Source organism: Pseudomonas sp. TMW 2.1634 (assembly GCF_001703595.1).
In the GTDB taxonomy this organism is placed as follows: domain Bacteria; phylum Pseudomonadota; class Gammaproteobacteria; order Pseudomonadales; family Pseudomonadaceae; genus Aquipseudomonas; species Aquipseudomonas fragi.
Map to the genome: position 1 here is coordinate 4618688 of NZ_CP016849.1, position 22179 is coordinate 4640866.

Genomic DNA, 22179 nt, shown 5'->3' on the forward strand with positions numbered 1-22179 from the left:
ATGAAGCGTTCGATCGCCACGGTTTCCTTGAGCGGCACCCTGCCGGAGAAGCTCGACGCCATTGCGGCGGCAGGTTTTGACGGGGTCGAAATCTTTGAAAATGACCTGCTGTATTACGACGGCAGCCCCCGTGAAGTGCGGCAGATATGCACCGATCTGGGGCTGGAAGTCAGCCTGTTCCAGCCGTTTCGTGATTTTGAAGGTTGCCGTCGCGACCGCCTTGCCCGCAATCTGGACCGCGCCGAACGCAAGTTTGACCTAATGCAGGAGCTGGGCACCGACCTGGTGCTGGTGTGCAGCAATGCCGCAGCGGACTCGGTGGGTGACCGGCACATTCTGCTCGACGACCTGAGCCTGCTGGCCGAGCGCGCCGGGGCACGCAACCTGCGCATTGGCTACGAAGCGCTGGCATGGGGCCGTCACGTAAACACCTGGCAACAGGTCTGGGACCTGGTGCGCGAGATCGATCACCCTAACCTCGGGGTGTTGCTCGACAGTTTCCACACCCTGTCACTCAAGGGCGACCCGAGCGCCATTGCGCAGATTCCCGGCGACAAGATCTTCTTTGTGCAGATGGCCGATGCGCCGATTCTGGCAATGGATGTACTGGAATGGAGCCGTCATTTCCGCTGTTTCCCGGGGCAGGGCGAGTTCGATCTGCCGGGCTTCCTGGCACCGATCATACAAAGCGGCTACACCGGGCCGCTGTCGCTGGAGATTTTCAACGACGGATTCCGCGCCGCGCCGCCGCGCGCCAATGCTGCTGACGGCCTGCGTTCACTGTTGTATCTGGAAGAGAAGACCCGCGAGCGGCTTGCCCTGCAAAATACCCCGGCCGCGACTCTGCAGCCGCTGTTTGCGCCACCTGCCGCCAGCCCGTATGACGGCATCGAGTTTCTCGAATTTGCCGTGGATGAAAGCCAGGGCGCGCAACTGACCCACTGGCTTGAACGCCTGGGCTTCAGCAAGGCCGGGCAGCACCGCTCAAAAAATGTGAGCTTGTTGCGTCAGGGTGATATCAACCTGATCCTCAACGCCGAACCTTATTCGTTTGCCCATAACTTTTTTGAGGCCCACGGCCCTTCGTTATGTGCCACCGCGATTCGGGTGCAAGACAGCGCCAGCGCGCTGGCCCGTGCCGTGGCCTACAAGGGTCAGCCTTACCGGGGGCTGGTCGGCCCCAATGAACTGGAACTGGCGGCAGTGCGTGCGCCCGATGGCAGCCTGATTTACCTGGTGGACAAGGATGCTACCGGCAAGCCGTTGTATGAATCTGACTTCAACCTCACGTCAGCCCCATCAGCCCGTGGCGGGCTTAAACGCATCGATCATATGGCGATGGCATTGCCCGCCGACAGCCTCGACAGCTGGGTGCTGTTCTATAAAAGCCTGCTGGATTTCGAAGCGGATGACGAAGTGGTACTGCCTGACCCTTATGGTCTGGTGAAGAGTCGCGCGTTGCGTAGCCGTTGTAGCTCGATTCGCTTGCCGCTGAACATTTCCGAAAACAGAAACACCGCCATCTCACATGCCTTGTCGAGTTATCGCGGTTCGGGTGTGCATCATATTGCCTTCGAATGCGACGACCTGTTTGCTGAAGTCAGCCGCGCCAAGGCGGCGGGCGTCCCGCTGCTGGATATCCCGCTTAACTACTATGACGATCTGGCCGCACGCTTTGACTTCGATGATGAGTTCTTGAGCGAGCTGGCTTATTTCAATGTCTTGTATGACCGCGATGCGCAAGGCGGCGAGCTGTTTCATGTGTACACCGAAGCCTTTGAAGGGCGGTTTTTCTTCGAGCTGCTGCAGCGCAAAAACGGCTATGCCGGCTACGGCGCAGCGAACGTTGCGGTGCGGTTGGCGGCGATGGCCAAGTCGCGCAGTGGCGCGGCGCGTCAGGCAAAGTTGTAGGGCGACTTCCTTCATGGGGCAGGGCGCCCCATAATCGCCAGCACTTCAACCTGGCCGTGAGCCTTAAATGACCAAGACTCCAGAAGTCGACACCGGCGCCACGGCACCGGCAGTCGAACCGCGTAAAAGCCGTAAGAACAACCCCGAGAAGACGCGGGAAAACATCCTGCAAGAAGCCATTGTCGAGTTCGTCGAGCAAGGCCTGGCGGGGGCGCGGGTGGATGCGATTGCCGAGCGCACCAAAACCTCCAAGCGCATGATCTATTACTACTTCACCAGCAAGGAGCAGCTCTACGTCGAGGTGCTGGAGAAGCTCTACGGCGAAATCCGCAGCATCGAAAGTTGCCTGAATCTGGATCAGCTTGAGCCGGTGGAGGCGATTCGGCGGCTGGTGGAGTTCACCTTCGATCACCACGACATGAACGCGGATTTTGTGCGCATCGTCAGCATCGAAAATATTCACAAGGGCGAATACATCAAGCGTTCGGAAGGCATCAAGGCCATGAACGATACGATCGTGCAGGCACTTGAGAACATCCTGCAGCGTGGCGTAGAACAACAGGTGTTTCGCGCCGGGCTCAACCCGCTGGATGTGCATTTGCTGGTCAGTTCGTTCTGTTTTTACCGGGTGTCGAATCGCTACACCCTGGGTGAAATCTTCCAGGTCGACTTTTCCGATCTGCAGGTCAAGCAGCGTCAGCGCGACATGATGTGTGATGCCGTGTTGCGTTACTTGAAGGCCTGACCAGCCCGCACACTTGTAGCAGCTGCCGCAGGCTGCGTTCGGCTGCGCAGCAGTCGTGAAATCAGATACTGCGGTGTGTCATTTCAACTCGATTGCCGGGGTTTGCGGTTGCTGCGCAACCGGACGCAGCCTGCGGCAGCTGCTACACAGTCGGTGCACCACCCATTGATTTGTCCAATTGCGCTACGTATTGGCTAATACCAATTGAAAATCATTCTCGACAAAAAGTAAGATAGCGGCCCCTTTCCTTCATGCTCAGGGAGTCGGTTTGTTGGATACGGATCTCAAGGGCTTGTTCCTCAAGCATGCCAGTACCCTGCGCGGGTATCTGGCGCGCAAGGTGCGAGACCCACAGCTGGCCGCGGACCTGGTACAGGAAAGTTTTCTGCGCATGGCCGAGCGTGGCCGCAAGGAGCAAATCGACAACTCCCCCGGTTATCTGTACCGCATTGCCGGCAACTTGCTGGTCGATCATATCCGTCAGGAAACCCGGCGCAAGACCGACTCGGTCACTCACGAAGCCCTGGCTGAAATCGAAGACGAAATGGCAGGGCTGGAGGCCCAGGCGATGGCTGAACAACAGCGCATGGCTCTAAAGCAGGCATTGTCCGAGTTGCCCGAACGCACCCAGGAAATCTTCCGTCTCAACCGCATCGAGGGCATGACCCATGCTCAAGTTGCGCGCCATCTTGAAATTTCCGACAGCTCAGTGCAAAAGCATCTGTCGAAAGCCTTGGCTTACGTCATGCAGCGCCTACAAGAGCCCGAGAAATAACTTTCAACTATGTAGATGAACGGCTTACTGAGTTTTAGCCGGCGAGACGTCACTGCTTATATATAACGAGAAATAGAGATTCACACCTGATGAGCCAAGGCCCCGAACAGCAGAGCATTACTGAAGCGGCCGCCGAGTGGGCGGTGCGTCTGCACGCGGGTGCGTTGAGCGAGGAGGCGCAGGCGCAACTGGAGCAGTGGCTGGCGGCCGACACGCGCCATCCCGAGGCCTTGCGCTTTGCCGAGCAGACCTGGGCCGCGCTGGGGGATTTGGCACTTGAGCCGCGGCCTGTAGCCCATCGCCAGCGACCAGCAGAAGCCCGGCCCGCGCCGGTTACCCGCCGTCGACGGCCGTTGCGCTGGGCCGGGCGTGCAGCAGTGCTGTCGTTGGTGCTGGCTGTCGGCTGGTTTAGCGGCCCGACGTTGCTGATACAGATGCAGGCCGACTACCGCACAGGTGCAGGAGAAATCCGCACGGTTCAACTCGATGACGGCAGTTCGGTGCAGTTGGATGCCTCCAGTGCCATCAGCATCGACTACGACAGCGGCGAGCGGCGCATCAGCCTGCTGGCAGGTTCGGCGGTGTTTGATGTCGCCCCGATGGGCGAAGCTGAAACACGACCTTTTGTGGTGCAAAGCGCGGGCGGGCGTACCCGGGCGTTGGGCACGCAATTTGTGGTGGGCCGCGAAAGCCGCGACCGGGCCTGGGTCGGCGTGCTGCAACACAGCGTCGAGGTCAGCCTGCAGGCGCCACCGGCTCAAGGCGCGGCGCAGCAAACCCTGGAGGAGGGGCAGAGCGCCCGCTACAGCGCAGCGCAGGGTGTAGAAAAACTGCCCGGTTTTGATTTGAGCGCGGCCACCAGCTGGCGCCGTGGCGTGCTGGTGTTTGACCGCCAGCCACTGGGCCATGTGATCGAACAGCTCAACCGCTATCGCCCCGGCCAGATCGTACTGGCCAACCCGGCCCTGGCCAGTCGACAGGTCAGTGGCGTATTCCGCCTGGAAATGCTCGACAGCGCCCTGCACACCCTCACCCGGGAACTGCAGGTGCAGCGCGTCGAACTGGCGGGTGTCAGCCTGGTGTATTGAGTCACCACAAAACGTCTGGGAGCTGGCTTGCCTGCGATGCAGGCGCCACGGTGTGTCAAGCAGGCCGCAGTGTTGCCATCGCGAGCAAGCCCGCTCCCACAGTGCCCTTCAGCGCTTTTGCAAATTAATCGCAAAAACCTTTACTGACTTTTCCCCCATCTTACGTCTTGCTATTGAGATTCATTCGCAAAGCAGCTCGTAAGCCTGGGGAAAATAAAAATGATGGGTAGTCAGCGCAAAGGGGTGCAATCCGCAAGTCGGTTAGCCTTTGCAGTTCATGTCGGGATTGTCGCCCTGTTGGCGGCGCAAATGCCGGTGCAGGCCGCAAATAAGATCAGCAGCGCCGTTCAGCAAGAATTTATTGCCTTCCACATCCCGGCCCAGCCGCTGGACAAGGCCGTACTGATATTTGCCGAACAGGCCGGCCTGCAAGTGCTGTTTGACAGCCAGATGCTGCGCGGCCTGAACTCCGTAGCGTTGAACGGTGACCTTGGCGTACAGGAAGGCCTGGCGCGCTTGCTGGGCAACAACCCGGTGGAGTATCGCTTTACCGGCGAACGCCAGATCACCCTGACCCGCGTCAGCGGCGAACACAACGGCGCCCTGGCCCTGGGCACTACCTCGGTGACGGCCAGTGAGGGTAATACGGCGGATTGGGTGTACCAGACGCCTGAAGGGGTGTCCGTGATTACCAGCGAGCAAATCAACAAGCGCGCCCCGCGTCACACAGCCGACATGCTGGAGGAAACCCCCGGTGTCTACACCGCAGTAGACCAACGCGACCCAGGCTTGTCGGTCAATATCCGGGGTCTTCAGGACTATGGCCGGGTCAACATGAACGTTGATGGCATGCGCCAGGACTTCAGCGTCAATGGTCACCAGCATCGCAACGGCGTGATGCTGATCGATCCGCAGATGATCTCAAGTATTGAAATCGATAAAGGTACTCAGTCGGGCATGGGCGGTGCTGCAGTACTCGGGGGGATCGCCACCTTTAAAACCATCGAAGCCAGTGATTTTTTGAAAGATGGCAAAGAGTTCGGCGGACGTATCCGGGCAGGTAGCGGTATCGGTGAATTGGGCAACGGTACTTATTTCAACGGTGGTGGAGTGTTCGCCATCGGAAACGACATTGGCGATGCCTTGTTTGCCTACAGTGAACGACACTTCGGCAACTACCGTAGCGGCCGGCAAAACGCTGACAACCTGGGGGATGAAATCCGCGTCAAAAAAACTCGCCGCGAAGCCTGGAACAACTGGCTGAACAATGAAGTGGGGGATGCAGGCAGCGTGACGCGCTCACAGATGGTCAAGTTCGGCCTCAACCTGCCCAATGATCAGCGTGTACAACTGAGCTATCTGAATACCGACAGTGACAGCAATGATTCATGGACCTACGCGATCAACAACGAGACGGACTATGACTACGTCCGCCACAGCAAGAACAATCTGGGCACCGCCAACTTCGGGCTGGACTACAGCTTTAATCCCGACAACGAACTGATCGATTTCAAGGCCAAGCTGTATTACGTCACCACTGAACTGGTGCGTTCCAACGCCGGGCACCAGACGAGCGAAGTAAGGAACAACTACGACCCTTACAAGGACTATTTCCGTACCGATACTTGGGGGCTGCAAGGCGAGAACACGTCACGCTTCAACTTCGATACCTACGGTCTTTTGACCTGGAATTATGGCCTGGAGATGTATCAGGACAACTTCAAGCCCAAGACCGATAAAGTTGCGGCCCTGAGTGAGACAATCACGCCTTATGTTGAAGGCGCAAATCCTACAGGCAAACGCACCATGGCCAGCCTGTTCAGTAATTTGGAGTACAACTACAACGACTGGCTGACCCTCAATGGTGGCTTGCGCTATGACCGTTATCATCTTGAAGGCAAGACCGGAATGACGATCTTCCGTAAAGAAATCATTCGTTATGAAAATGGTGTACCGGTGGTTAATCTGGATCCGGCTAAGCGTGTCGAGGATACCTATGACCTGGACGAAGAGAGTGGCCAGTTTTCACCTACCTTCGGTCTTGCGATCAAGCCGGGTGTGGACTGGCTTCAATTATATGCACGCTGGGGCAAAGGCTGGCGACCACCAGCAGTCACTGAAGTATTGATGACAGGGCGGCCGCATGGCGGTAATGCTCCAGAGCGGGTATTCCCCAATCCCTACCTGAAGGCCGAGGAGTCCAGAGACTGGGAAGTGGGCTTCAATATCTTCAAAGAGTCGTTATTTTTTAATAATGACCGGCTGGGCGTGAAAGTGTCTTACTTTGACAATCGCATCAAAAACTTTACGTTTATGCAGTACGGTATTGGCTTGCCGGAGTCTGCAATTGGTAATTTTGGTGATCTGGCATACGTTAATAACTTGAATGATACGCGCTTCAGGGGGCTTGAATATCAGCTCAATTACGATATGGGCCGCATGTATACCAATTTGAGTTATACCCATATGATTGGTGCTAACGATTTTTGTGCCAATGACTACTATCTGGGTGATGCAAAAAAAGGCGGAAAAGTGTTTGTAAATTACTTGGAACGCTATGTAAAGCCTGATGGGTCAATGGGCTTTAGAAGAGTGAGAGAGTCTGAATATCTGGATGATGATAAAAGAAATAATCATGTCGCCTGTGGCGGAATTATGGGCAGCGCTGCGCATATGCCCGCCGACCGGGGCTCCTTGACAGTTGGTGCGCGCTTCCTGGAGCGACGGTTGGATACGGGTATTCGCTTGCGCTACAGTCGCGGCAACGGTGCCGATATGAATGCCCATAACTATTACAGTATCGAGCAAGCCACTTGGCCCAAATACAGTGTGTATGACCTGTATGCCAGTTATTGGCCCACTAACGATATCAATCTTACCTTGGTGCTGGAGAATGCCACCGATGAGGCATATTTCGTTGCCATGGGCGATGCCAATAACTTGAGTTTGGCTCGGGGTCGTACATTGAGCGGAATGCTCGAATACAAATTTTAAAAAACAGCGATTCTGTCGTTGTTAAAGATTTTGCTCGTGTTGAGCAAAAGCACGCAGACGTGTGCAAGTTGTCACTAAATCTATCAATGGAAGAAAGTAAATATGACTATCTCGGTAACTTACAACTCAGTGTATGGCGATATTTCTGTTAAAGACGTATTGAGTGAGTGGTCGACCGGCTTCCGCACCGCGGATCATGGTGCAGCCCATACCGGTGGTTTCAACACAGGTGGCCGTGCAATGACGGGCGAGCAATATGCAACTCAGGGCGCTAACGGTTCGACCTACGCCTTCGTGGCAGAGAGCGATACCGATAATGGCTTGAATTATGTGTTCAACCCTAAGCTGTCCGCGGGCGACAACATGAACCACTTTTTGTGGGGCAATCTGGATAACGTGCAGTTGGGTAACTATCTGGGCGGCGGTCAGGGCAGCGATTTCACGCTGGGCGACTACACCGCCTCCTTCAACGGCCTCGACCTGTCTGCCGCCAGCGATGCCGGCCGTGCGGGCAACGCTGTTCAGGACGTGATCTACGGCCTGATGAAAGGCGACGTATCGGGTCTGGAAGGCGTGCTCAACAACTTGCTGAGCGGGTTTGGCCTGAGCACCGATTCGACCTTCGACCAGCTGGCTGCGGCTGGCCTGGCTCACGCCGATGCACCGCTGGCGGCTGATATCAGCCTGGTGGGCGTGCTGGATGTGGCTCAGGACTGGGCACTGGCGGCGTAACTCCCGCTCACCCCAGTGAACTCCAATCCTGTGGGAGCCGGGCTTGCCCGCGATGGCATCGGCACGGTCTGGCAGTCAGACCGCGACCTATGCATCGCAGGCAAGCCAGCTCCCACAGGGTTTTCGGCCCATTTCCTCGGAACCTTTCCATGACCCGGCCCAAAGCCAACGAGATGCTGGCTGCCTTGACGGCCTACAAACGTGCTTTTTTCAATATTGGTCTGTTCTCGGCCGTGATCAATTTACTGATGCTGGCCCCGGCCCTGTACATGCTGCAGGTCTATGACCGGGTGCTGGCATCGGGCAATCAAATGACCCTGTTGATGCTGACGCTGATGATCCTCGGCCTGTTTGGCCTGATGGGCGCGTTGGAATGGGTGCGTAGCCAGGTGGTGATCCGCCTCGGCACGCAGATGGACATGCGTTTGAATCAGCGCGTCTACGACGCCGCTTTCGAGGCGCAATTGCGCACCGGCAGCCCGGCCGCAGCGCAGGCGTTGAATGACCTCACCAGCCTGCGCCAGTTCGCGACGGGCAATGCGTTGTTCGCGTTTTTCGATGCGCCGTGGTTTCCGGTGTATCTGTTTGTGATCTTTATGTTCAGCCCCTGGCTGGGGCTGTTGGCCCTGGGCGGCGCGGTGCTGTTGATGATTCTGGCGTGGGTTAACCAGCGTGTGTCGCAAGCGCCGCTCAAAGCCGCCAGCGAGTTGTCGGTGCAGGCCACCCAGCAGGCCAGCGCGCATCTGCGCAATGCCGAGGCCATTGAGGCAATGGGCATGCTCGACACCTTGCGCGGGCGTTGGCTGGCGCAGCACACGGCTTTTTTGGCGCAGCAGAATCTGGCCAGCGAAAAAACCGCCACCGTCAGTGCTTGGTCCAAGGGCGTGCGCCTGGCCCTGCAATCCCTGGTGCTCGGCCTCGGTGCCTTGCTGGCGGTGCAAGGGCAGATCACGGCCGGGATGATGATTGCTGGCTCCATTCTGATGGGCCGCGTATTGAGCCCCATCGATCAGTTGATTGGCGTGTGGAAGCAGTGGAGCTCGGCGCGCCTGGCTTATCAGCGCCTTGAAGCCTTGCTGCAATGCTATCCGGCCCGGGCGCAGCGCATGGCATTGCCCGCGCCACGGGGCGAGCTGGCGGTGGAGCAATTGAGTGCCAGTGCTCCCGGCACCCGTCGCGCCACCCTGGCCAACCTGAGTTTCACCCTGCCGGCCGGTCAGGTGCTGGGCGTGATCGGGCCGTCCGGTTGTGGCAAGTCGACCCTGGCCCGGCTGTTGATCGGCGTATGGCAGCCGCTGGCAGGCAAGGTGCGGCTGGACGGTGCCGAGCTGTCGCAGTGGGACAAACACCAGCTTGGCCCACACTTGGGGTATTTGCCCCAGGACATTCAGCTGTTTGCCGGCACCATCGCGCAAAACATCGCACGCTTTGCCGAGGTGGATGCCGACAAGGTACTGGCCGCCGCGCAACTGGCGGGGGTACATCAGCTGATTCTGCAATTGCCCGAAGGTTACGAAACGCGCCTGGGCGAGGGTGGCGCCGGGCTGTCCGGCGGGCAGAAGCAGCGCATCGGCCTGGCCCGCGCGTTGTACGGCCTGCCTGCGGTGATCGTGCTCGACGAACCCAATTCCAACCTCGATGAAGCCGGGGAGCAGGCCTTGTTGCAGGCCATTGTCCAGCTCAAACAGCACAAGCGAACCCTGATTTTGATCACCCACAAACCCAATGTGCTGACCCTCACCGATCAACTGCTGATTCTGCGCGAGGGCCAGTTGCAAGCCTTTGGCCCGACGGCCAAGGTGCTAGGCGCACCCGCTGCAGCTAAACCTGCGGCGGCCAAACCAGCGATGAATGTGAGCTACCGGTTGGGTACGGCAGAGGCGAACAAGGCATGACGCAGTTGAACGCCAAGGCCGTTGGCGACAGCAATGTGCTGCAACTGGATGACACACGCTATTCACGCCTGGGCTGGATGTTGATGCTTGGTGGTTTTCTCGGGTTTCTCGGCTGGGCGGCGCTGGCGCCGCTGGATAAAGGCGTCGCGGTGTCAGGCAAGGTGATGGTTTCGGGGCATCGCAAAGTGGTGCAGCACCCCAGTGGCGGGATTGTTGAGCGCATCGACGTGCGCGACGGTGACAAGGTGGCCGCAGGCCAGGTGCTGATTCGCTTGAAGGAAACCCCGCTGCTGGGCCAGGCCCAATCTTTGCGCAGCCAGTTTTATGGCTCGCTGGCCAGTGAAGCGCGGCTTGATGCCGAGCGCGACGGTGTGGCCAGTGTGAGTTTTCCCGTCGAGTTGACGGCATTGGCCGCCGAGCCGGAGGTGGCGTCCAGCCTGGCATTGCAACGGCAATTGTTCGATAGCCGGCGTCAGGCGTTATTGCTGGATCAGCAAGGCATCGATGAAAGCATCGCGGGTGCCGAGGCGCAGCTGCGTGGGGTGCGTGACTCCCAGGCCAGCAAGGTGCTGCAACGCACGGCCCTGGCCGAGCAGTTGCAAGGTTTGCGTGAGTTGGCCCGCGAAGGCTATATCCCGCGCAACCGCCTGCTGGACAGCGAACGAGTGTACGCCCAGGTGCTGGGTTCCATCAGTGAAGACTACGGCCGTATCGGCCAGTTGCAGCGACAAGTGCTGGAGATGCGTCTGAAAATTCGGCAACTGGCTGAGGAATATCAAAAGGAAGTGCGTACGCAGTTGGCCGATACCCGGGTACGAACAGAGGACCTGCGCAATCGGCTGGCATCGGCCGAGTTTGAACTGGCCAACAGCCAGTTGCGTGCGCCGGTGGCCGGGATTGTGGTGGGCCTGGACGTGTTCACCGAAGGCGGGGTGATCAAGCCCGGCCAGGCGCTGATGGAAATCGTGCCCCAGGGCGAGCCCCTGCTGGTCGAGGCCCGGGTGCCGGTCGAGCTGGCCGACAAGGTGCACGCCGGGTTGCCGGTGGAGCTGATGTTCTCCGCCTTTAGCCAGAGCACCACGCCGCGGGTGGCGGGCGAAGTGACGCTGGTATCGGCAGATCGCCAAGTGGACGAGCGCACGGACGAGCCGTATTACACGCTGCGTGCCCAGGTGAGCGAGGCGGGCATGGCCCAGTTGGCCGGGTTGCAGATTCGCCCGGGCATGCCGGTTGAGGCCTTCGTGCGCACGGGCGAGCGCTCGATGCTCAATTACCTGTTCAAGCCGCTGCTCGACCGCACCCACATGGCATTGGTGGAAGAATGACCGTGCGCCCGTTTTTATGTGGATTATTGATGGTGTGCGCGGGGCCGGTGCAGGCATTGGGGTTGCTGGACGCCTACGATTTGGCCGTGCGCAATGACCCGACCTTTCAGGCGGCCATCGAAGAGCGTGCCGCCGGTGAGGAGAACCGCGCCCTGGGCCGCTCCGCCTTGCTGCCGACCCTGTCGTGGAACTACAGCAACTCACGCAACGAGTCTGAAGTTACCCAGGCCAGCACCCGGACCGATCGCGATTACCGCAGTTACGCGGCGACCTTGACCTTGCAGCAACCGCTGCTGGACTACGAAGCCTACGCACGATTCCGGCAGGGTGCGGCGCAGGCGTTGTTTTCTGATGAGCGCTTTCGCAGCAAAAGCCAGTACCTGGCGGTGCGGCTGCTCAATGCCTATAGCCAGGCCTTGCTGGCGCAAGAGCGCATTGAACTGAGCCGCGCGCAAAAGCGTGCTTTTGCCGAGCGTTTGCAGCTTAACCAGCGATTGCTCAAGGGCGGCGAGGGCACCCGCACCGATGTGCTGGAAACCCAGGCACGTCTGAGCATGGCGGTGGCCGAAGAAATCGAGGCGCAGGACAACCAGGACGCAGCCCTGCGAGAGCTGGAGGCGATGCTAGGCGAGCCGTTGCAGATCGAGCAATTGGCCCCGCTGGCGGCACACTTTGCGATTGCGCCGCTGGAGCCGCAGCGCTTTGAAAGCTGGCGCGAGCTGGCCCTGGCCAATAACCCGGAGCTGGCGTCGCAGCATCATGCGCTGACCTCGGCCGAGTACGAGGTGGAGCGCAAGCGGGCCGGGCATCTGCCCAAACTCAGCTTGTATGCCAGCAGCCGTCAGACCAGTTCTGACTCCGAGAGCACCTATAACCAGAAATACGACACCAACAGTGTCGGCATTCAGCTCACCGTGCCGTTGTTTGCGGGGGGATCGGTGTCGGCATCGACCCGCCAGGCCGCGCGGCAATTGTCCCAGGCCCAGTATGAACTGGACGCGCAAACAGCCAGCACGCTGGTGGACCTGCGCAAGCAGTACAACCTCAATAGCAGTGCGGCGGCCAAGGTGCGGGCCTATGAAATGGCGGTGGCGTCTGCCGGTGCTCTGGTGCAGGCGACGCAGAAAAGTGTGAGTGGCGGCGAGCGGGTCAATCTGGATGTGCTGGATGCTGAGCAGCAACTGTTCAGTGCCAGGCGGGATCTGGCCGAGGCGCGCTATGCCTATTTATTGGCACGGGTGCAGCTGAGGTATTACGCGGGGGTGTTAAACGAGGGGGATTTGCGGCAGGTGGCGGGGTATTTTCGAGCCCATTAAACATAGCCATATTGCGGCGTGGCCAACGCGGGCAAGCCCGCTCCCACAGGTATTATGCTGATCCTGTGGGAGCGGGCTTGCCCGCGATGCAGTCGACGCCTACCGACGAACCAGCAACACACCCGATTCCATATGGTGCGTCCACGGGAACTGGTCAAATACCGCGCAACGCTCGATACGGTGGGTATCGTGCAGTTGGGCGATGTTCTCGGCCAATGTCAGCGGGTTACACGAGATATACAGGATATTGTCGAAACGACGGGTCAGCTCGCAGGTGTCCGGGTCCATGCCCGCACGCGGCGGGTCGACGAAGACGCTGCCGAAGTCGTAGCTTTTCAGGTCAATACCCTGCAAGCGACGGAACGGGCGCACTTCATTGAGGGCTTCGGTCAGTTCTTCAGCCGACAAGCGCACCAGCGTGACGTTATCCACAGCGTTGTCGCGCAGGTTGTTTAGCGCCGCATACACCGACGTCTTGCTGATTTCAGTGGCCAGCACTTTGCGCACGCGGGTGGCCAGCGGCAGGGTGAAGTTGCCGTTGCCGCAATACAGCTCCAGCAAATCGTCCGACTTCTCACCTAGGGCGTCATACGCCCAGTTGAGCATCTTCTGGTTGACCGTACCGTTAGGCTGGGTGAACGCGCCTTCAGGTTGTTGATAAGTAAAGGTGCGACCCGCCACTTCGAGCTTCTCGACCACATGGTCGCGACCAATCACGCTGCGCTTGCCCTTGGAGCGGCCAATCACGCTGATATCGAGGTCTTTGGCCAATTGCTCGGCGGCGGTTTGCCAGTGCTCGTCCAGCGGGCGGTGATAGCACAAAGTGACCATCGCATCGCCGGCCAGGGTGGTCTGGAACTCCACCTGGAACAGCTTGTGGCTCAGGGCCGAGCTGGCTTGCCAGGCGGCCTTGAGCTGGGGCATCAGTTGGTTGATACGCAGGCTGGCGATCGGGAAGTCTTCGATCAGGATCGGCGTACGTTTGTCGTCCTGGGCGAACATCGCGTAATGACGGTCGCCCCCTTCACGCCACAGGCGGAACTCGGCCCGCAGGCGGAAATGCTTCAGCGGCGAATCGAACACCTGAGGCTCAGGTGCATCGAAAGGCGCCAGCAGTTCGCGCAGGCGATTGGCCTTGGCTTCAAGCTCTACGGCGTAAGTAGCAGAATCAAACGGCAAGGCACTCATGCAGGAAACCAACCTAGCTTGACCACAAACAGAATCGACAGAATGATCAGCGGCGCATTCAGTTCACGGGCGCGGCCCGACAGCAGCTTGATCACAGTCCAGGAAATAAAGCCGAAGGCGATGCCGCTGGCAATGGAGTAAGTGAACGGCATGGCCAGGGCGGTGATCACCACCGGAGCGGCCACGGTGATGTCTTCCCAGTCGATTTCGGCCAGGCCGCTCATCATCAGCACGGCCACGAACATCAGCGCAGGCGCGGTGGCGAAGGCGGGAACACTGGCGGCCAATGGCGAGAAGAACAGCGCCAGCAGGAACATGATGCCGACCACGATGGCGGTCAGGCCGGTACGGCCGCCGGCGCTCACGCCTGCTGCCGACTCGATGTAGCTGGTGGTGGTCGAAGTGCCCAGCAGCGAACCGGCCATGGCTGCGGTGCTGTCTGCGATCAGGGCACGGCCCATTTTCGGCATGTGGCCGTCTTTGCCCATCAGGCCCGCGCGCTTGGCGACACCGATCAGGGTGCCGGAGTTGTCGAACAGGTCAACGAACAGGAAGGCGAAGATCACGCTGATCAGGCCGATGTCCAGGGCACCCTTGATGTCCAGTTGCAGGAAGGTCGGGGCCAGCGAAGGCGGCATCGACATCACGCCACCGAAATCGGTTACGCCCATGGCGATGGAGGCAATGGTCACGGCCAGGATGCCGATCAGCACCGCGCCGCGCACTTTCATCGCTTCAAGGGCCACGATCAGGGCAAAGCCCAGGGAGGCGAGGATCACTTTTGGCTGGGCCAGGTCGCCCATGCCCACCAGGGTGGCCTTGTTGGCAACCACGATGCCGGCGTTACCCAGGGCGATCAGTGCCAAAAACAGGCCGATACCGGCGGCAATGGCCGAGCGCAGCGGCAGCGGGATGCTGTTGATGATCCATTCGCGGATGCGAAAGATCGACAACAGGAAGAACAACACCGCCGAGATAAACACCGCACCCAGCGCTACTTGCCAGGTATGGCCCATGTGCAGCACCACGGTGTAGGTGAAGAAGGCGTTCAGGCCCATGCCCGGTGCCAGTGCAATCGGGTAGTTGGCGATGATGCCCATCACCGCCGAGCCGATGGCCGCTGCCAGGCAGGTGGCAACAAATACGGCGCCCTTGTCCATGCCGGTCTCGCCGAGGATGCTCGGGTTTACGAACAGGATGTAGGCCATCGCCAGGAAGGTGGTGATACCCGCAAGAATCTCGGTACGCACATTGGTGTTGTGTGCTTTGAGTTGAAACAGCCTTTCCAGCATGCCAGTCCCCGTGGCGCCAAATGCGCCGTGATTAAATCGTTTTCAACAGCAAAGCACAGGCGCGGACCGCCTGAAGATTTTCTGTCTGTTGGAAAAAGCCGCGCATCATACCAGCAGCTCGTGGATATGGCTGCTTTGGTTACCCTGCGGGGCCATGTTTTATAACCTTGATGTGGCAGGCATACTGCGTGCCAGTTTTCGGAGGGACCCATGAAGCACTTCATCAAACATGTATCAGTCTTTTTTGGCCTTTTCCTGAGTGCTGCCGTCAGCGCCGCGCCAGCAATGCCCTTGAGTACCCTGGAAATTCTCAAGGTAGCGTCTGTTTCCTGTGCTGTAGAGGATGTATCGGATGGCCGCGAGCAGACCCGCTGCGATCATAACGGCCCGCATATCAAGGTGTATGTGCTGGAGCGCGGCTACGGCGGCCAGCCGAATGTGACACTGGATGGCCAGGAAGTGGATGGCGTACGGTCACCGGTGTGCAATCAGGGCGAGGGGCTGGTGGCCTGCAACGGGGCAGGCACCACGGTGGGGCATGTGTATACCTTTGACCTGGGTAACAAGGACGGCGGCTGGTTCCAGTTCAGTAACAGCTCACTGGTACCACCGCACAACCGGCTGAGTGTGAAGCTATATATAAGGTGAAACCTTCTGTGGGAGCGGGCTTGCTCGCGATTGGATCGCTGCGGCGTATCAGGCCAAACGCGCCGCTCCTATCGCGAGCAAGCCCGCTCCCACAAGGTAGCTGTGATCAAGGCTTTTGCTCCACCATCCGGTCCCGATTGGCCAACCCCGGGAACAATTTTATCCACAGGCCGGTAACAACCAGCGTGCCGACACCGCCCAGCACTACGGCCGGCACGGTGCCCAGCCAGTGGGCGGTGGCCCCGGATTCAAATTCCCCCAGTTGATTGGAGGCGCCGATAAACAGACCATTGACCGCGCTTACCCGGCCACGCATCTCGTCCGGGGTCTCCAGTTGCACAAACGAGGCGCGGATCACCATGCTGATCATGTCTGCCGCGCCCAGTACCACCAGCACCGCCAACGAGAACCAGAAGGAGGTCGACAGGCCAAACGCGATGGTTGCGACCCCGAACACGCCCACGGCGGTAAACATCACGCGCCCCACCTTGCGCTCCACCGGAAACCTGGCCAGCCACAGTGACATCAGCAAGGCGCCGATGGCAGGTGCCGAGCGCAACATGCCCAAGCCCCAGGGGCCGGTCAGCAGAATATCCTTGGCAAACACCGGCAGCAGCGCCGTGGCGCCGCCCAACAGCACGGCAAACAGGTCCAGGGAGATGGCCCCCAGCACGTCCGGACGGCTGCGGATAAAGCGGATGCCCGCCAGCAGCGAGTCCAGCGTGGCCTTGGCCTTGTTCAGCGGCAACTGACGGGCGGGCAGGGTGCTCATCAACAGTGCGGCAATCAAGTACAGCGCCACGCTCGGGCCATACACCCACACGCTGCCAAAAGCATACAGCAGGCCACCAAATGCCGGGGCAACGATGGTGGCCGATTGCTGCGCCGCCTGTGCCGCCGCCACGGCCCGGGGGAACAGTTCCACCGGCACAATCGAAGGCAGCAGCGCCTGGGTGGCGGGCATTTCGAAGGAGCGGGCAGCACCCAGCAAAAACGCCAGGATAAAGATCATTTCCCGGGTGATATGGTCGCTGGCGCTGCTGATGGCCAGTGTCAGGGCAATCATTGCTTGTAGCGACTGGCACACGGCCGCCACCCGGCGCCGGTCGTAGCGGTCGGCCACATGCCCGGTGTGCAGCATAAACAGCAGGCGCGGGGCGAACTCGATCAAGCCCACCCAACCCAGGTCCATCACATTGCCGGTGAGCTGGTAAAGGTTCCAGCCAATGGCCACGGTGAGCATTTGAAACGCACTGGCGGTAAAGATACGGGCAAACCAGAAGGCCACAAATGGCCGATGATGGCGAAGCAGAAGAGGCTGGCTGGTCATGTAGGCAGATCGTGGTCGAGGGCAGGGGAGGTCGAGATTATCACTGTTTTGTAACAAGAAATGACTCAAAACATCACATCAGCCAAGGTCCGCATTGCGGGCTTGCGTCGATTCCCTGCACTTCTTGCAACGGTCTATATCAAGGGCTGAGGCATCATGTCACGCGACAACAAACCACATTAGCCGTGTGTCAGGAATGGACTACTCTTTCATCCATGCTTGATCCAGATCAAAGCCCTTCGGGTTTTATCTGGGTGGCCAGCCGGCCAGATCCCTTACGGTTGTGGATAAAAAGCGGGCACCGATTCGCTGCGGCCACGGCTTGCGAGGGTAGTTGGATACAGGCGCGATGCCTGTGTCCCCAACGACCTGATACCTGATAGAGGAAGACTTATGTTCGGTTTGGAGGCTCTCGATCTCGCCCGAATTCAGTTCGCGTTTACCGTGTCGTTCCACATTCTTTTTCCCGCCATTACCATCGGTCTCGCCAGTTATCTGATGGTGCTCGAAGGCATGTGGCTGAAAACCCGTGACGACACCTACCGCGACCTGTACCACTTTTGGTCGAAGATATTCGCCGTCAACTTTGGCATGGGCGTAGTGTCGGGCCTGGTCATGGCCTACCAGTTCGGTACCAACTGGTCGAGGTTCTCGGACTTCGCCGGTGCTGTTACCGGGCCACTACTGACCTATGAAGTACTCACCGCATTCTTCCTCGAAGCAGGTTTTCTGGGGGTCATGTTGTTTGGCTGGAACCGCGTCGGTCGCGGGATGCACTTTTTCTCGACCGTCATGGTGGCCATCGGCACGCTGATTTCGACCTTCTGGATCCTGGCCTCCAACAGCTGGATGCAGACCCCTCAAGGCTTCGAAATCATTGATGGCCGGGTTATTCCGGTGGACTGGCTGGCGGTGATTTTCAACCCGTCGTTCCCCTACCGCCTGGCCCACATGGCCACGGCTGCCTTTGTTGCCACGGCGTTTTTCGTCGGTGCTTCGGCCGCCTGGCACCTGTTGCGCGGTCGCAACACGCCGGCCATTCGTCGCATGTTTTCGATGGCGATGTGGATGGCCCTGGTGGTTGCACCGGTGCAGGCCTTTATCGGTGATGCCCACGGCCTGAATACCCTTGAGTATCAGCCGGTGAAAATCGCCGCGATCGAAGGCCACTGGGAAAACAAGCCGGGTGAGCCAACGCCGCTGATCCTGTTCGGTATTCCCAACATGAAAACCGAGACCACGGACTACAAGATCGAGGTGCCGTACCTGGGCAGCCTGATCCTGACCCATAGCCTGGACAAGCAAATCCCGGCGATGAAGGACTACCCGGCGGCGGATCGCCCGAACTCGACCATCGTGTTCTTTACCTTCCGCATCATGGTTGCGCTGGGCATGCTGATGATCTTTATCGGCCTGTGGAGTGTGTGGCTGCGCAAGCGTGGCACGTTGTACGAGAACCGCTGGTTCCTGCGCCTGGTGCTGTGGATGGGGCCATCGGGCCTGATCGCGATCCTCGCGGGCTGGTTCACCACCGAGATTGGTCGTCAACCGTGGGTGGTCTACGGGCTGATGCGCACCGCGGATGCTTCGTCCAACCATAGCGTCACGCAAATGAGCATCACGCTGGTCATGTTCGTACTGGTGTATTTCTCGCTGTTCGGCGTGGGTCTGGGCTACATGATGCGTCTGGTACGCAAGGGCCCGATCACTCACGAAGGCGATGACGACACCCACGGTGGCCCAGGCCAGCAACGCACGCCTGCCCGTCCTCTGTCTGCGGCCCATGAGGGTACAGATGAAGGCCACAGCGACAGCCTGACTAAGGGGAATTGAGTCATGGGTATTGATCTGCCACTTATCTGGGCAATCATCATCATCTTCGGGATCATGATGTATGTGGTCATGGACGGTTTCGACCTCGGGATCGGCATCCTCTTCCCCTTTATCAAGGGCGAGAAAGACCGCGATGTGATGATGAACACAGTCGCCCCTGTCTGGGACGGTAACGAAACCTGGCTGGTACTGGGCGGCGCAGCGTTGTTCGGCGCCTTCCCGCTGGCCTATTCGGTAGTGTTGTCGGCGTTGTACCTGCCGCTGATCCTGATGCTGATGGGCCTGATCTTCCGCGGCGTGGCCTTTGAGTTCCGCTTCAAGGCGCGCCCGGAAAAACGCCATATCTGGGACAAGTCCTTTATTGGCGGTTCGCTGGTGGCGACCTTCTTCCAGGGCGTGGCGCTGGGGGCCTTTATTGATGGCCTGCCGGTCGTCAACCGCCAGTACGCCGGTGGCGGGCTGGACTGGCTGTCACCGTTCACGGTGTTCTGCGGTATTGCCCTGATCGTGGCTTATGCCTTGCTGGGTTGCACCTGGCTGATCATGAAAACCGAAGGCGAGCTGCAAGAGCGCATGCACAAGCTGGGTCGTCCTTTGGCACTGGCCGTGCTGGCATTGATGGGTGTGGTCAGCCTGTGGACGCCGCTGGCGCACACTGACATTGCCGCTCGCTGGTTTACCCTGCCGAACCTGTTCTGGTTCCTGCCGGTACCGATCCTGGTGCTGGTGACCATGTACGGTTTGATCAAGGCAATTGCGCGCAAGGCACACTACACGCCGTTCCTGTTGACCCTGGTGCTGATCTTCCTGGGTTACAGCGGCCTGGGCATCAGCCTGTGGCCGAATATCATCCCGCCTTCGATCTCGATCTGGGATGCGGCGGCACCGCCGCAAAGCCAGGGCTTCATGCTGGTGGGTACGCTGTTTATCATCCCGTTCATTCTGGGCTACACCTTCTGGAGCTACTACGTGTTCCGCGGCAAGGTCACCCACGAAGACGGTTATCACTAGTAGCAAGTGCCGCTGTGGCCCGAGGGCCACAGCCTTTTCCCCAAGAGGAGGCCCGACATGGCTGGCAAGGATTATCTACACGACGTGCAAGAGTGCGAAAAGAAGCCTTTATGGCAACGCATTGGCTGGCTGCTGGTGATCTGGACCGGCAGTGTGGCCACCCTGGCTGTATTTGCCTGGCTGATCCGCATGTTTATGACGGCGGCAGGCATGAAAAGCCACTGACTTCCCATCCCGTTGCCTTGCGGCTACGGTTTTATGACCCGCTTCGGCGGGTTTTTTTTCGGCTGGATTTTGTCGGTGTGATGCTATCGCGAGCAAGCCCGCTCCCACATGGATGGGCATCGCAAAACCTGTGGGAGCTGGCTTGCCTGCGATGCAGGCGCTGCGGTGAGTCAGGCAGGTTGAGGTGATGCTATCGCGGGCAAGCCCGCTCCCACATGGATGGGCATCGCAAAACCTGTGGGAGCTGGCTTGCCTGCGATGCAGGCGCTGCGGTGAGTCAGGCAGGTTGAGGTGATGCTATCGCGGGCAATCCCGCTCCCACATGGACGGGCATCGCAAAACCTGTGGGAGCTGGCTTGCCTGCGATGCAGGCGCTGCGGTGAGTCAGGCAGGTTGAGGTGATGCTATCGCGGGCAATCCCGCTCCCACATGGATGGGCATCGCCAAACCTGTGGGAACTGGCTTGCCTGCGATGCAGGCGCTGCGGTGAGTCAGGCAGGTTGAGGTGATGCTATCGCGGGCAAGCCCGCTCCCACATGGATGGGCATCGCCAAACCTGTGGGAGCTGGCTTGCCTGCGATGCAGGCGCTGCGGTGAGTCAGGCAGGTTGAGGTGATGCTATCGCGGGCAAGCCCGCTCCCACATGGACGGGCATCGCAAAACCTGTGGGTCTGCCTTACTTGCGCGCCTTGAGGATCACGAACTTGGGCGTGGCGGCCACTTGCTCGACGCCACGGAACAGCTTGGCCAGCTTGCTGTGATAGCCCAGATGGCGGTTGCCGACGATATACAGTGCGCCGCCCACGACCAGCGCTTCACGCGCTTGCTGGAACATGCGCCAGGCCAGAAAGTCCCCGACCACTTGTTGCTGGTGAAACGGCGGATTGCACAGCACCACGTCCAGTGAGTCCGGCGCCTGGCTTGCCAGCCCGTCATCAGCCCGCACAGTCACTTCACGATCGCCCAGCGCCGCCTGCCAGTTTTCACGCGCAGACTGCACGGCCATAAATGACTCATCGACCAACGTGTACTGTGCCTGCGGGTTGGCCAGGGCACTGGCAATGGCCAGCACCCCGTTGCCACAGCCCAGGTCGGCGACCCGGGCCGAGCCCAGGTTTTTCGGCAGGTGCGGCAGGAACGCCCGGGTGCCGATATCCAGGTCTTCGCGGCAGAACACGTTGGCGTGGTTAAGCAGCTCGATGGCCGGCCTGTCCAGCGTGTAGCGGGTAGGGTACGGCGAGGTAAAGGGCCCCAGGCCCTGCGCAGTGGCGATCAGCAGGCGGGCCTTCTTGACCGCCAGCGAAGCGTGCATCGGACCGATATAGCGTTCCAGCAGGTCGCCAGCGGCGCGAGGCAGGTGTTTGACCATCGCCCCCGCGATCACTTGGGCGCCCGGTGCCAGTTGGCCTTGCAGGCGGATCAATTGCTCTTCAAGCAACGCCAGGGTTTTTGGCACACGTACCAGCACACAGTCGAAGGGGCCGACCAACGGCTCGCTGGCCGGGATGATCGTGACTGCATCGTAGGCATGGCCATTGCGCACCAGGTTTTTTTCCAGTGCTTGCATGGCCAGGAAAGAGTCACTGCTGCTGGTGACCTGCAAGGTCCCGACCAGGCTGACCGCCAAGGCCCCAAAACTGTCATTGAGCACCAGCACCCGGCTATTTTCGGGCAGCGCCTGTTCGGCCAAGTGATTAAGCAAATACTCATCCGCCGCATCAAAAGCCTGCAAGGGCTCATTTTGCTGCTCGGGTTGGCGGATCAGACGAAGTTGGGCGAAAGGGCTTTCTAGCACGGGCATTTATACAAACTCTGAGGAATCAACTGTTGCGTGGCCTGGCCCTGAGGGCGCCGGGCAAGCAGAAGAGTCC

17 protein-coding genes are annotated in these 22179 nt (G+C 59.5%); 13 read left to right on the forward strand and 4 right to left on the reverse strand.

All coding sequences use genetic code 11. The annotated features are described in order from the left end of the window. From quiC to BFC21_RS21995, 9 genes are all read left to right on the forward strand, one after another. Entirely contained in the window at nucleotides 1-1911 is a 1911-nt protein-coding gene (gene quiC, locus BFC21_RS21950) for a 3-dehydroshikimate dehydratase QuiC (RefSeq protein ID WP_088378915.1), read from the forward strand. Between the two features lie 67 nt (nucleotides 1912-1978). After that, nucleotides 1979-2656: a TetR/AcrR family transcriptional regulator gene (locus BFC21_RS21955; protein ID WP_088379573.1), complete on the forward strand. Its 678-nt coding sequence runs from the start codon at nucleotides 1979-1981 to the stop codon at nucleotides 2654-2656. A gap of 268 nt (nucleotides 2657-2924) precedes the next feature. After that, the gene (locus tag BFC21_RS21960; RefSeq protein ID WP_086795829.1) at nucleotides 2925-3431 is read left to right on the forward strand and encodes an RNA polymerase sigma factor; all 507 of its coding nucleotides are present in this window, start codon (nucleotides 2925-2927) and stop codon (nucleotides 3429-3431) included. 89 nt (nucleotides 3432-3520) lie between these two features. Then, nucleotides 3521-4519, forward strand: a complete 999-nt coding sequence (locus BFC21_RS21965; RefSeq protein ID WP_088378916.1) for a FecR family protein — start codon at nucleotides 3521-3523, stop codon at nucleotides 4517-4519. Between the two features lie 219 nt (nucleotides 4520-4738). After that, a complete protein-coding gene (locus BFC21_RS21975) occupies nucleotides 4739-7513 on the forward strand; it encodes a TonB-dependent receptor (RefSeq protein ID WP_120266481.1) in 2775 nt (924 codons plus the stop codon). Nucleotides 7514-7615: 102 nt separating this feature from the next. Then, nucleotides 7616-8245 carry a heme acquisition protein HasA gene (locus tag BFC21_RS21980; RefSeq protein ID WP_120266482.1) on the forward strand — a complete coding sequence of 210 codons (630 nt, stop codon included), beginning with the start codon at nucleotides 7616-7618 and terminating at the stop codon, nucleotides 8243-8245. A 149-nt stretch (nucleotides 8246-8394) separates the two neighbouring features. Continuing rightward, nucleotides 8395-10140: a type I secretion system permease/ATPase gene (locus BFC21_RS21985; protein WP_120266483.1), complete on the forward strand. Its 1746-nt coding sequence runs from the start codon at nucleotides 8395-8397 to the stop codon at nucleotides 10138-10140. Next, nucleotides 10137-11465: an HlyD family type I secretion periplasmic adaptor subunit gene (locus tag BFC21_RS21990; protein ID WP_088378918.1), complete on the forward strand. Its 1329-nt coding sequence runs from the start codon at nucleotides 10137-10139 to the stop codon at nucleotides 11463-11465. Before BFC21_RS21985 ends, BFC21_RS21990 begins: the two co-directional genes overlap by 4 nt. Beyond that, nucleotides 11462-12781, forward strand: coding sequence for a TolC family outer membrane protein (locus BFC21_RS21995; protein WP_162939366.1), 1320 nt, complete (start codon nucleotides 11462-11464; stop codon nucleotides 12779-12781). Before BFC21_RS21990 ends, BFC21_RS21995 begins: the two co-directional genes overlap by 4 nt. A gap of 99 nt (nucleotides 12782-12880) precedes the next feature. On the opposite strand, the gene trmA is transcribed toward BFC21_RS21995, so the two are convergent. Continuing rightward, nucleotides 12881-13969 carry a tRNA (uridine(54)-C5)-methyltransferase TrmA gene (gene trmA, locus BFC21_RS22000; RefSeq protein ID WP_095039873.1) on the reverse strand — a complete coding sequence of 363 codons (1089 nt, stop codon included), beginning with the start codon at nucleotides 13967-13969 and terminating at the stop codon, nucleotides 12881-12883. Further along, entirely contained in the window at nucleotides 13966-15261 is a 1296-nt protein-coding gene (locus tag BFC21_RS22005; protein WP_016779353.1) for an NCS2 family permease, read from the reverse strand. The genes trmA and BFC21_RS22005 overlap by 4 nt, the downstream gene beginning before the upstream one ends. Nucleotides 15262-15471: 210 nt before the next feature. Between BFC21_RS22005 and BFC21_RS22010 the strand changes: the two genes are divergently transcribed. Further along, nucleotides 15472-15909 carry a DUF4879 domain-containing protein gene (locus BFC21_RS22010; RefSeq protein WP_088379574.1) on the forward strand — a complete coding sequence of 146 codons (438 nt, stop codon included), beginning with the start codon at nucleotides 15472-15474 and terminating at the stop codon, nucleotides 15907-15909. A 106-nt stretch (nucleotides 15910-16015) separates the two neighbouring features. Here the strand turns inward: BFC21_RS22010 and BFC21_RS22015 are convergent, their stop codons facing one another. Next, nucleotides 16016-17239 carry an MFS transporter gene (locus BFC21_RS22015; RefSeq protein WP_095003805.1) on the reverse strand — a complete coding sequence of 408 codons (1224 nt, stop codon included), beginning with the start codon at nucleotides 17237-17239 and terminating at the stop codon, nucleotides 16016-16018. A 393-nt stretch (nucleotides 17240-17632) separates the two neighbouring features. Between BFC21_RS22015 and BFC21_RS22020 the strand changes: the two genes are divergently transcribed. The 3 genes from BFC21_RS22020 to BFC21_RS22030 are packed head-to-tail and all read left to right on the forward strand — an operon-like array spanning nucleotide 17633 to nucleotide 20308. After that, on the forward strand, nucleotides 17633-19072 hold the full coding sequence (locus BFC21_RS22020) for a cytochrome ubiquinol oxidase subunit I (protein ID WP_016779356.1): 1440 nt from the start codon (nucleotides 17633-17635) through the stop codon (nucleotides 19070-19072). Between the two features lie 3 nt (nucleotides 19073-19075). Beyond that, the gene (gene cydB / locus BFC21_RS22025; protein ID WP_016779357.1) at nucleotides 19076-20083 is read left to right on the forward strand and encodes a cytochrome d ubiquinol oxidase subunit II; all 1008 of its coding nucleotides are present in this window, start codon (nucleotides 19076-19078) and stop codon (nucleotides 20081-20083) included. A gap of 57 nt (nucleotides 20084-20140) precedes the next feature. Further along, on the forward strand, nucleotides 20141-20308 hold the full coding sequence (locus BFC21_RS22030) for a DUF2474 domain-containing protein (protein ID WP_016779358.1): 168 nt from the start codon (nucleotides 20141-20143) through the stop codon (nucleotides 20306-20308). A gap of 676 nt (nucleotides 20309-20984) precedes the next feature. Here BFC21_RS22030 and BFC21_RS22045 read toward each other — a convergent pair. Next, nucleotides 20985-22109 carry a class I SAM-dependent methyltransferase gene (locus BFC21_RS22045; RefSeq protein ID WP_088378922.1) on the reverse strand — a complete coding sequence of 375 codons (1125 nt, stop codon included), beginning with the start codon at nucleotides 22107-22109 and terminating at the stop codon, nucleotides 20985-20987. Nucleotides 22110-22179 lie beyond the last annotated feature (70 nt).

Bases quoted from the DNA above. Each gene is read 5' to 3' on its own strand.
- BFC21_RS22045 (WP_088378922.1), bottom strand. From the start codon at position 22,109: ATGCCCGTGCTAGAAAGCCCTTTCGCCCAACTTCGTCTGATCCGCCAA.
- BFC21_RS22015 (WP_095003805.1), bottom strand. From the start codon at position 17,239: ATGACCAGCCAGCCTCTTCTGCTTCGCCATCATCGGCCATTTGTGGCC.
- trmA (WP_095039873.1), bottom strand. From the start codon at position 13,969: ATGAGTGCCTTGCCGTTTGATTCTGCTACTTACGCCGTAGAGCTTGAA.
- BFC21_RS21965 (WP_088378916.1), top strand. From the start codon at position 3,521: ATGAGCCAAGGCCCCGAACAGCAGAGCATTACTGAAGCGGCCGCCGAG.
- BFC21_RS21990 (WP_088378918.1), top strand. From the start codon at position 10,137: ATGACGCAGTTGAACGCCAAGGCCGTTGGCGACAGCAATGTGCTGCAA.
- BFC21_RS22005 (WP_016779353.1), bottom strand. From the start codon at position 15,261: ATGCTGGAAAGGCTGTTTCAACTCAAAGCACACAACACCAATGTGCGT.
- BFC21_RS22010 (WP_088379574.1), top strand. From the start codon at position 15,472: ATGAAGCACTTCATCAAACATGTATCAGTCTTTTTTGGCCTTTTCCTG.
- BFC21_RS21995 (WP_162939366.1), top strand. From the start codon at position 11,462: ATGACCGTGCGCCCGTTTTTATGTGGATTATTGATGGTGTGCGCGGGG.
- cydB (WP_016779357.1), top strand. From the start codon at position 19,076: ATGGGTATTGATCTGCCACTTATCTGGGCAATCATCATCATCTTCGGG.
- quiC (WP_088378915.1), top strand. From the start codon at position 1: ATGAAGCGTTCGATCGCCACGGTTTCCTTGAGCGGCACCCTGCCGGAG.
- BFC21_RS22030 (WP_016779358.1), top strand. From the start codon at position 20,141: ATGGCTGGCAAGGATTATCTACACGACGTGCAAGAGTGCGAAAAGAAG.
- BFC21_RS22020 (WP_016779356.1), top strand. From the start codon at position 17,633: ATGTTCGGTTTGGAGGCTCTCGATCTCGCCCGAATTCAGTTCGCGTTT.
- BFC21_RS21985 (WP_120266483.1), top strand. From the start codon at position 8,395: ATGACCCGGCCCAAAGCCAACGAGATGCTGGCTGCCTTGACGGCCTAC.
- BFC21_RS21980 (WP_120266482.1), top strand. From the start codon at position 7,616: ATGACTATCTCGGTAACTTACAACTCAGTGTATGGCGATATTTCTGTT.
- BFC21_RS21955 (WP_088379573.1), top strand. From the start codon at position 1,979: ATGACCAAGACTCCAGAAGTCGACACCGGCGCCACGGCACCGGCAGTC.
- BFC21_RS21975 (WP_120266481.1), top strand. From the start codon at position 4,739: ATGATGGGTAGTCAGCGCAAAGGGGTGCAATCCGCAAGTCGGTTAGCC.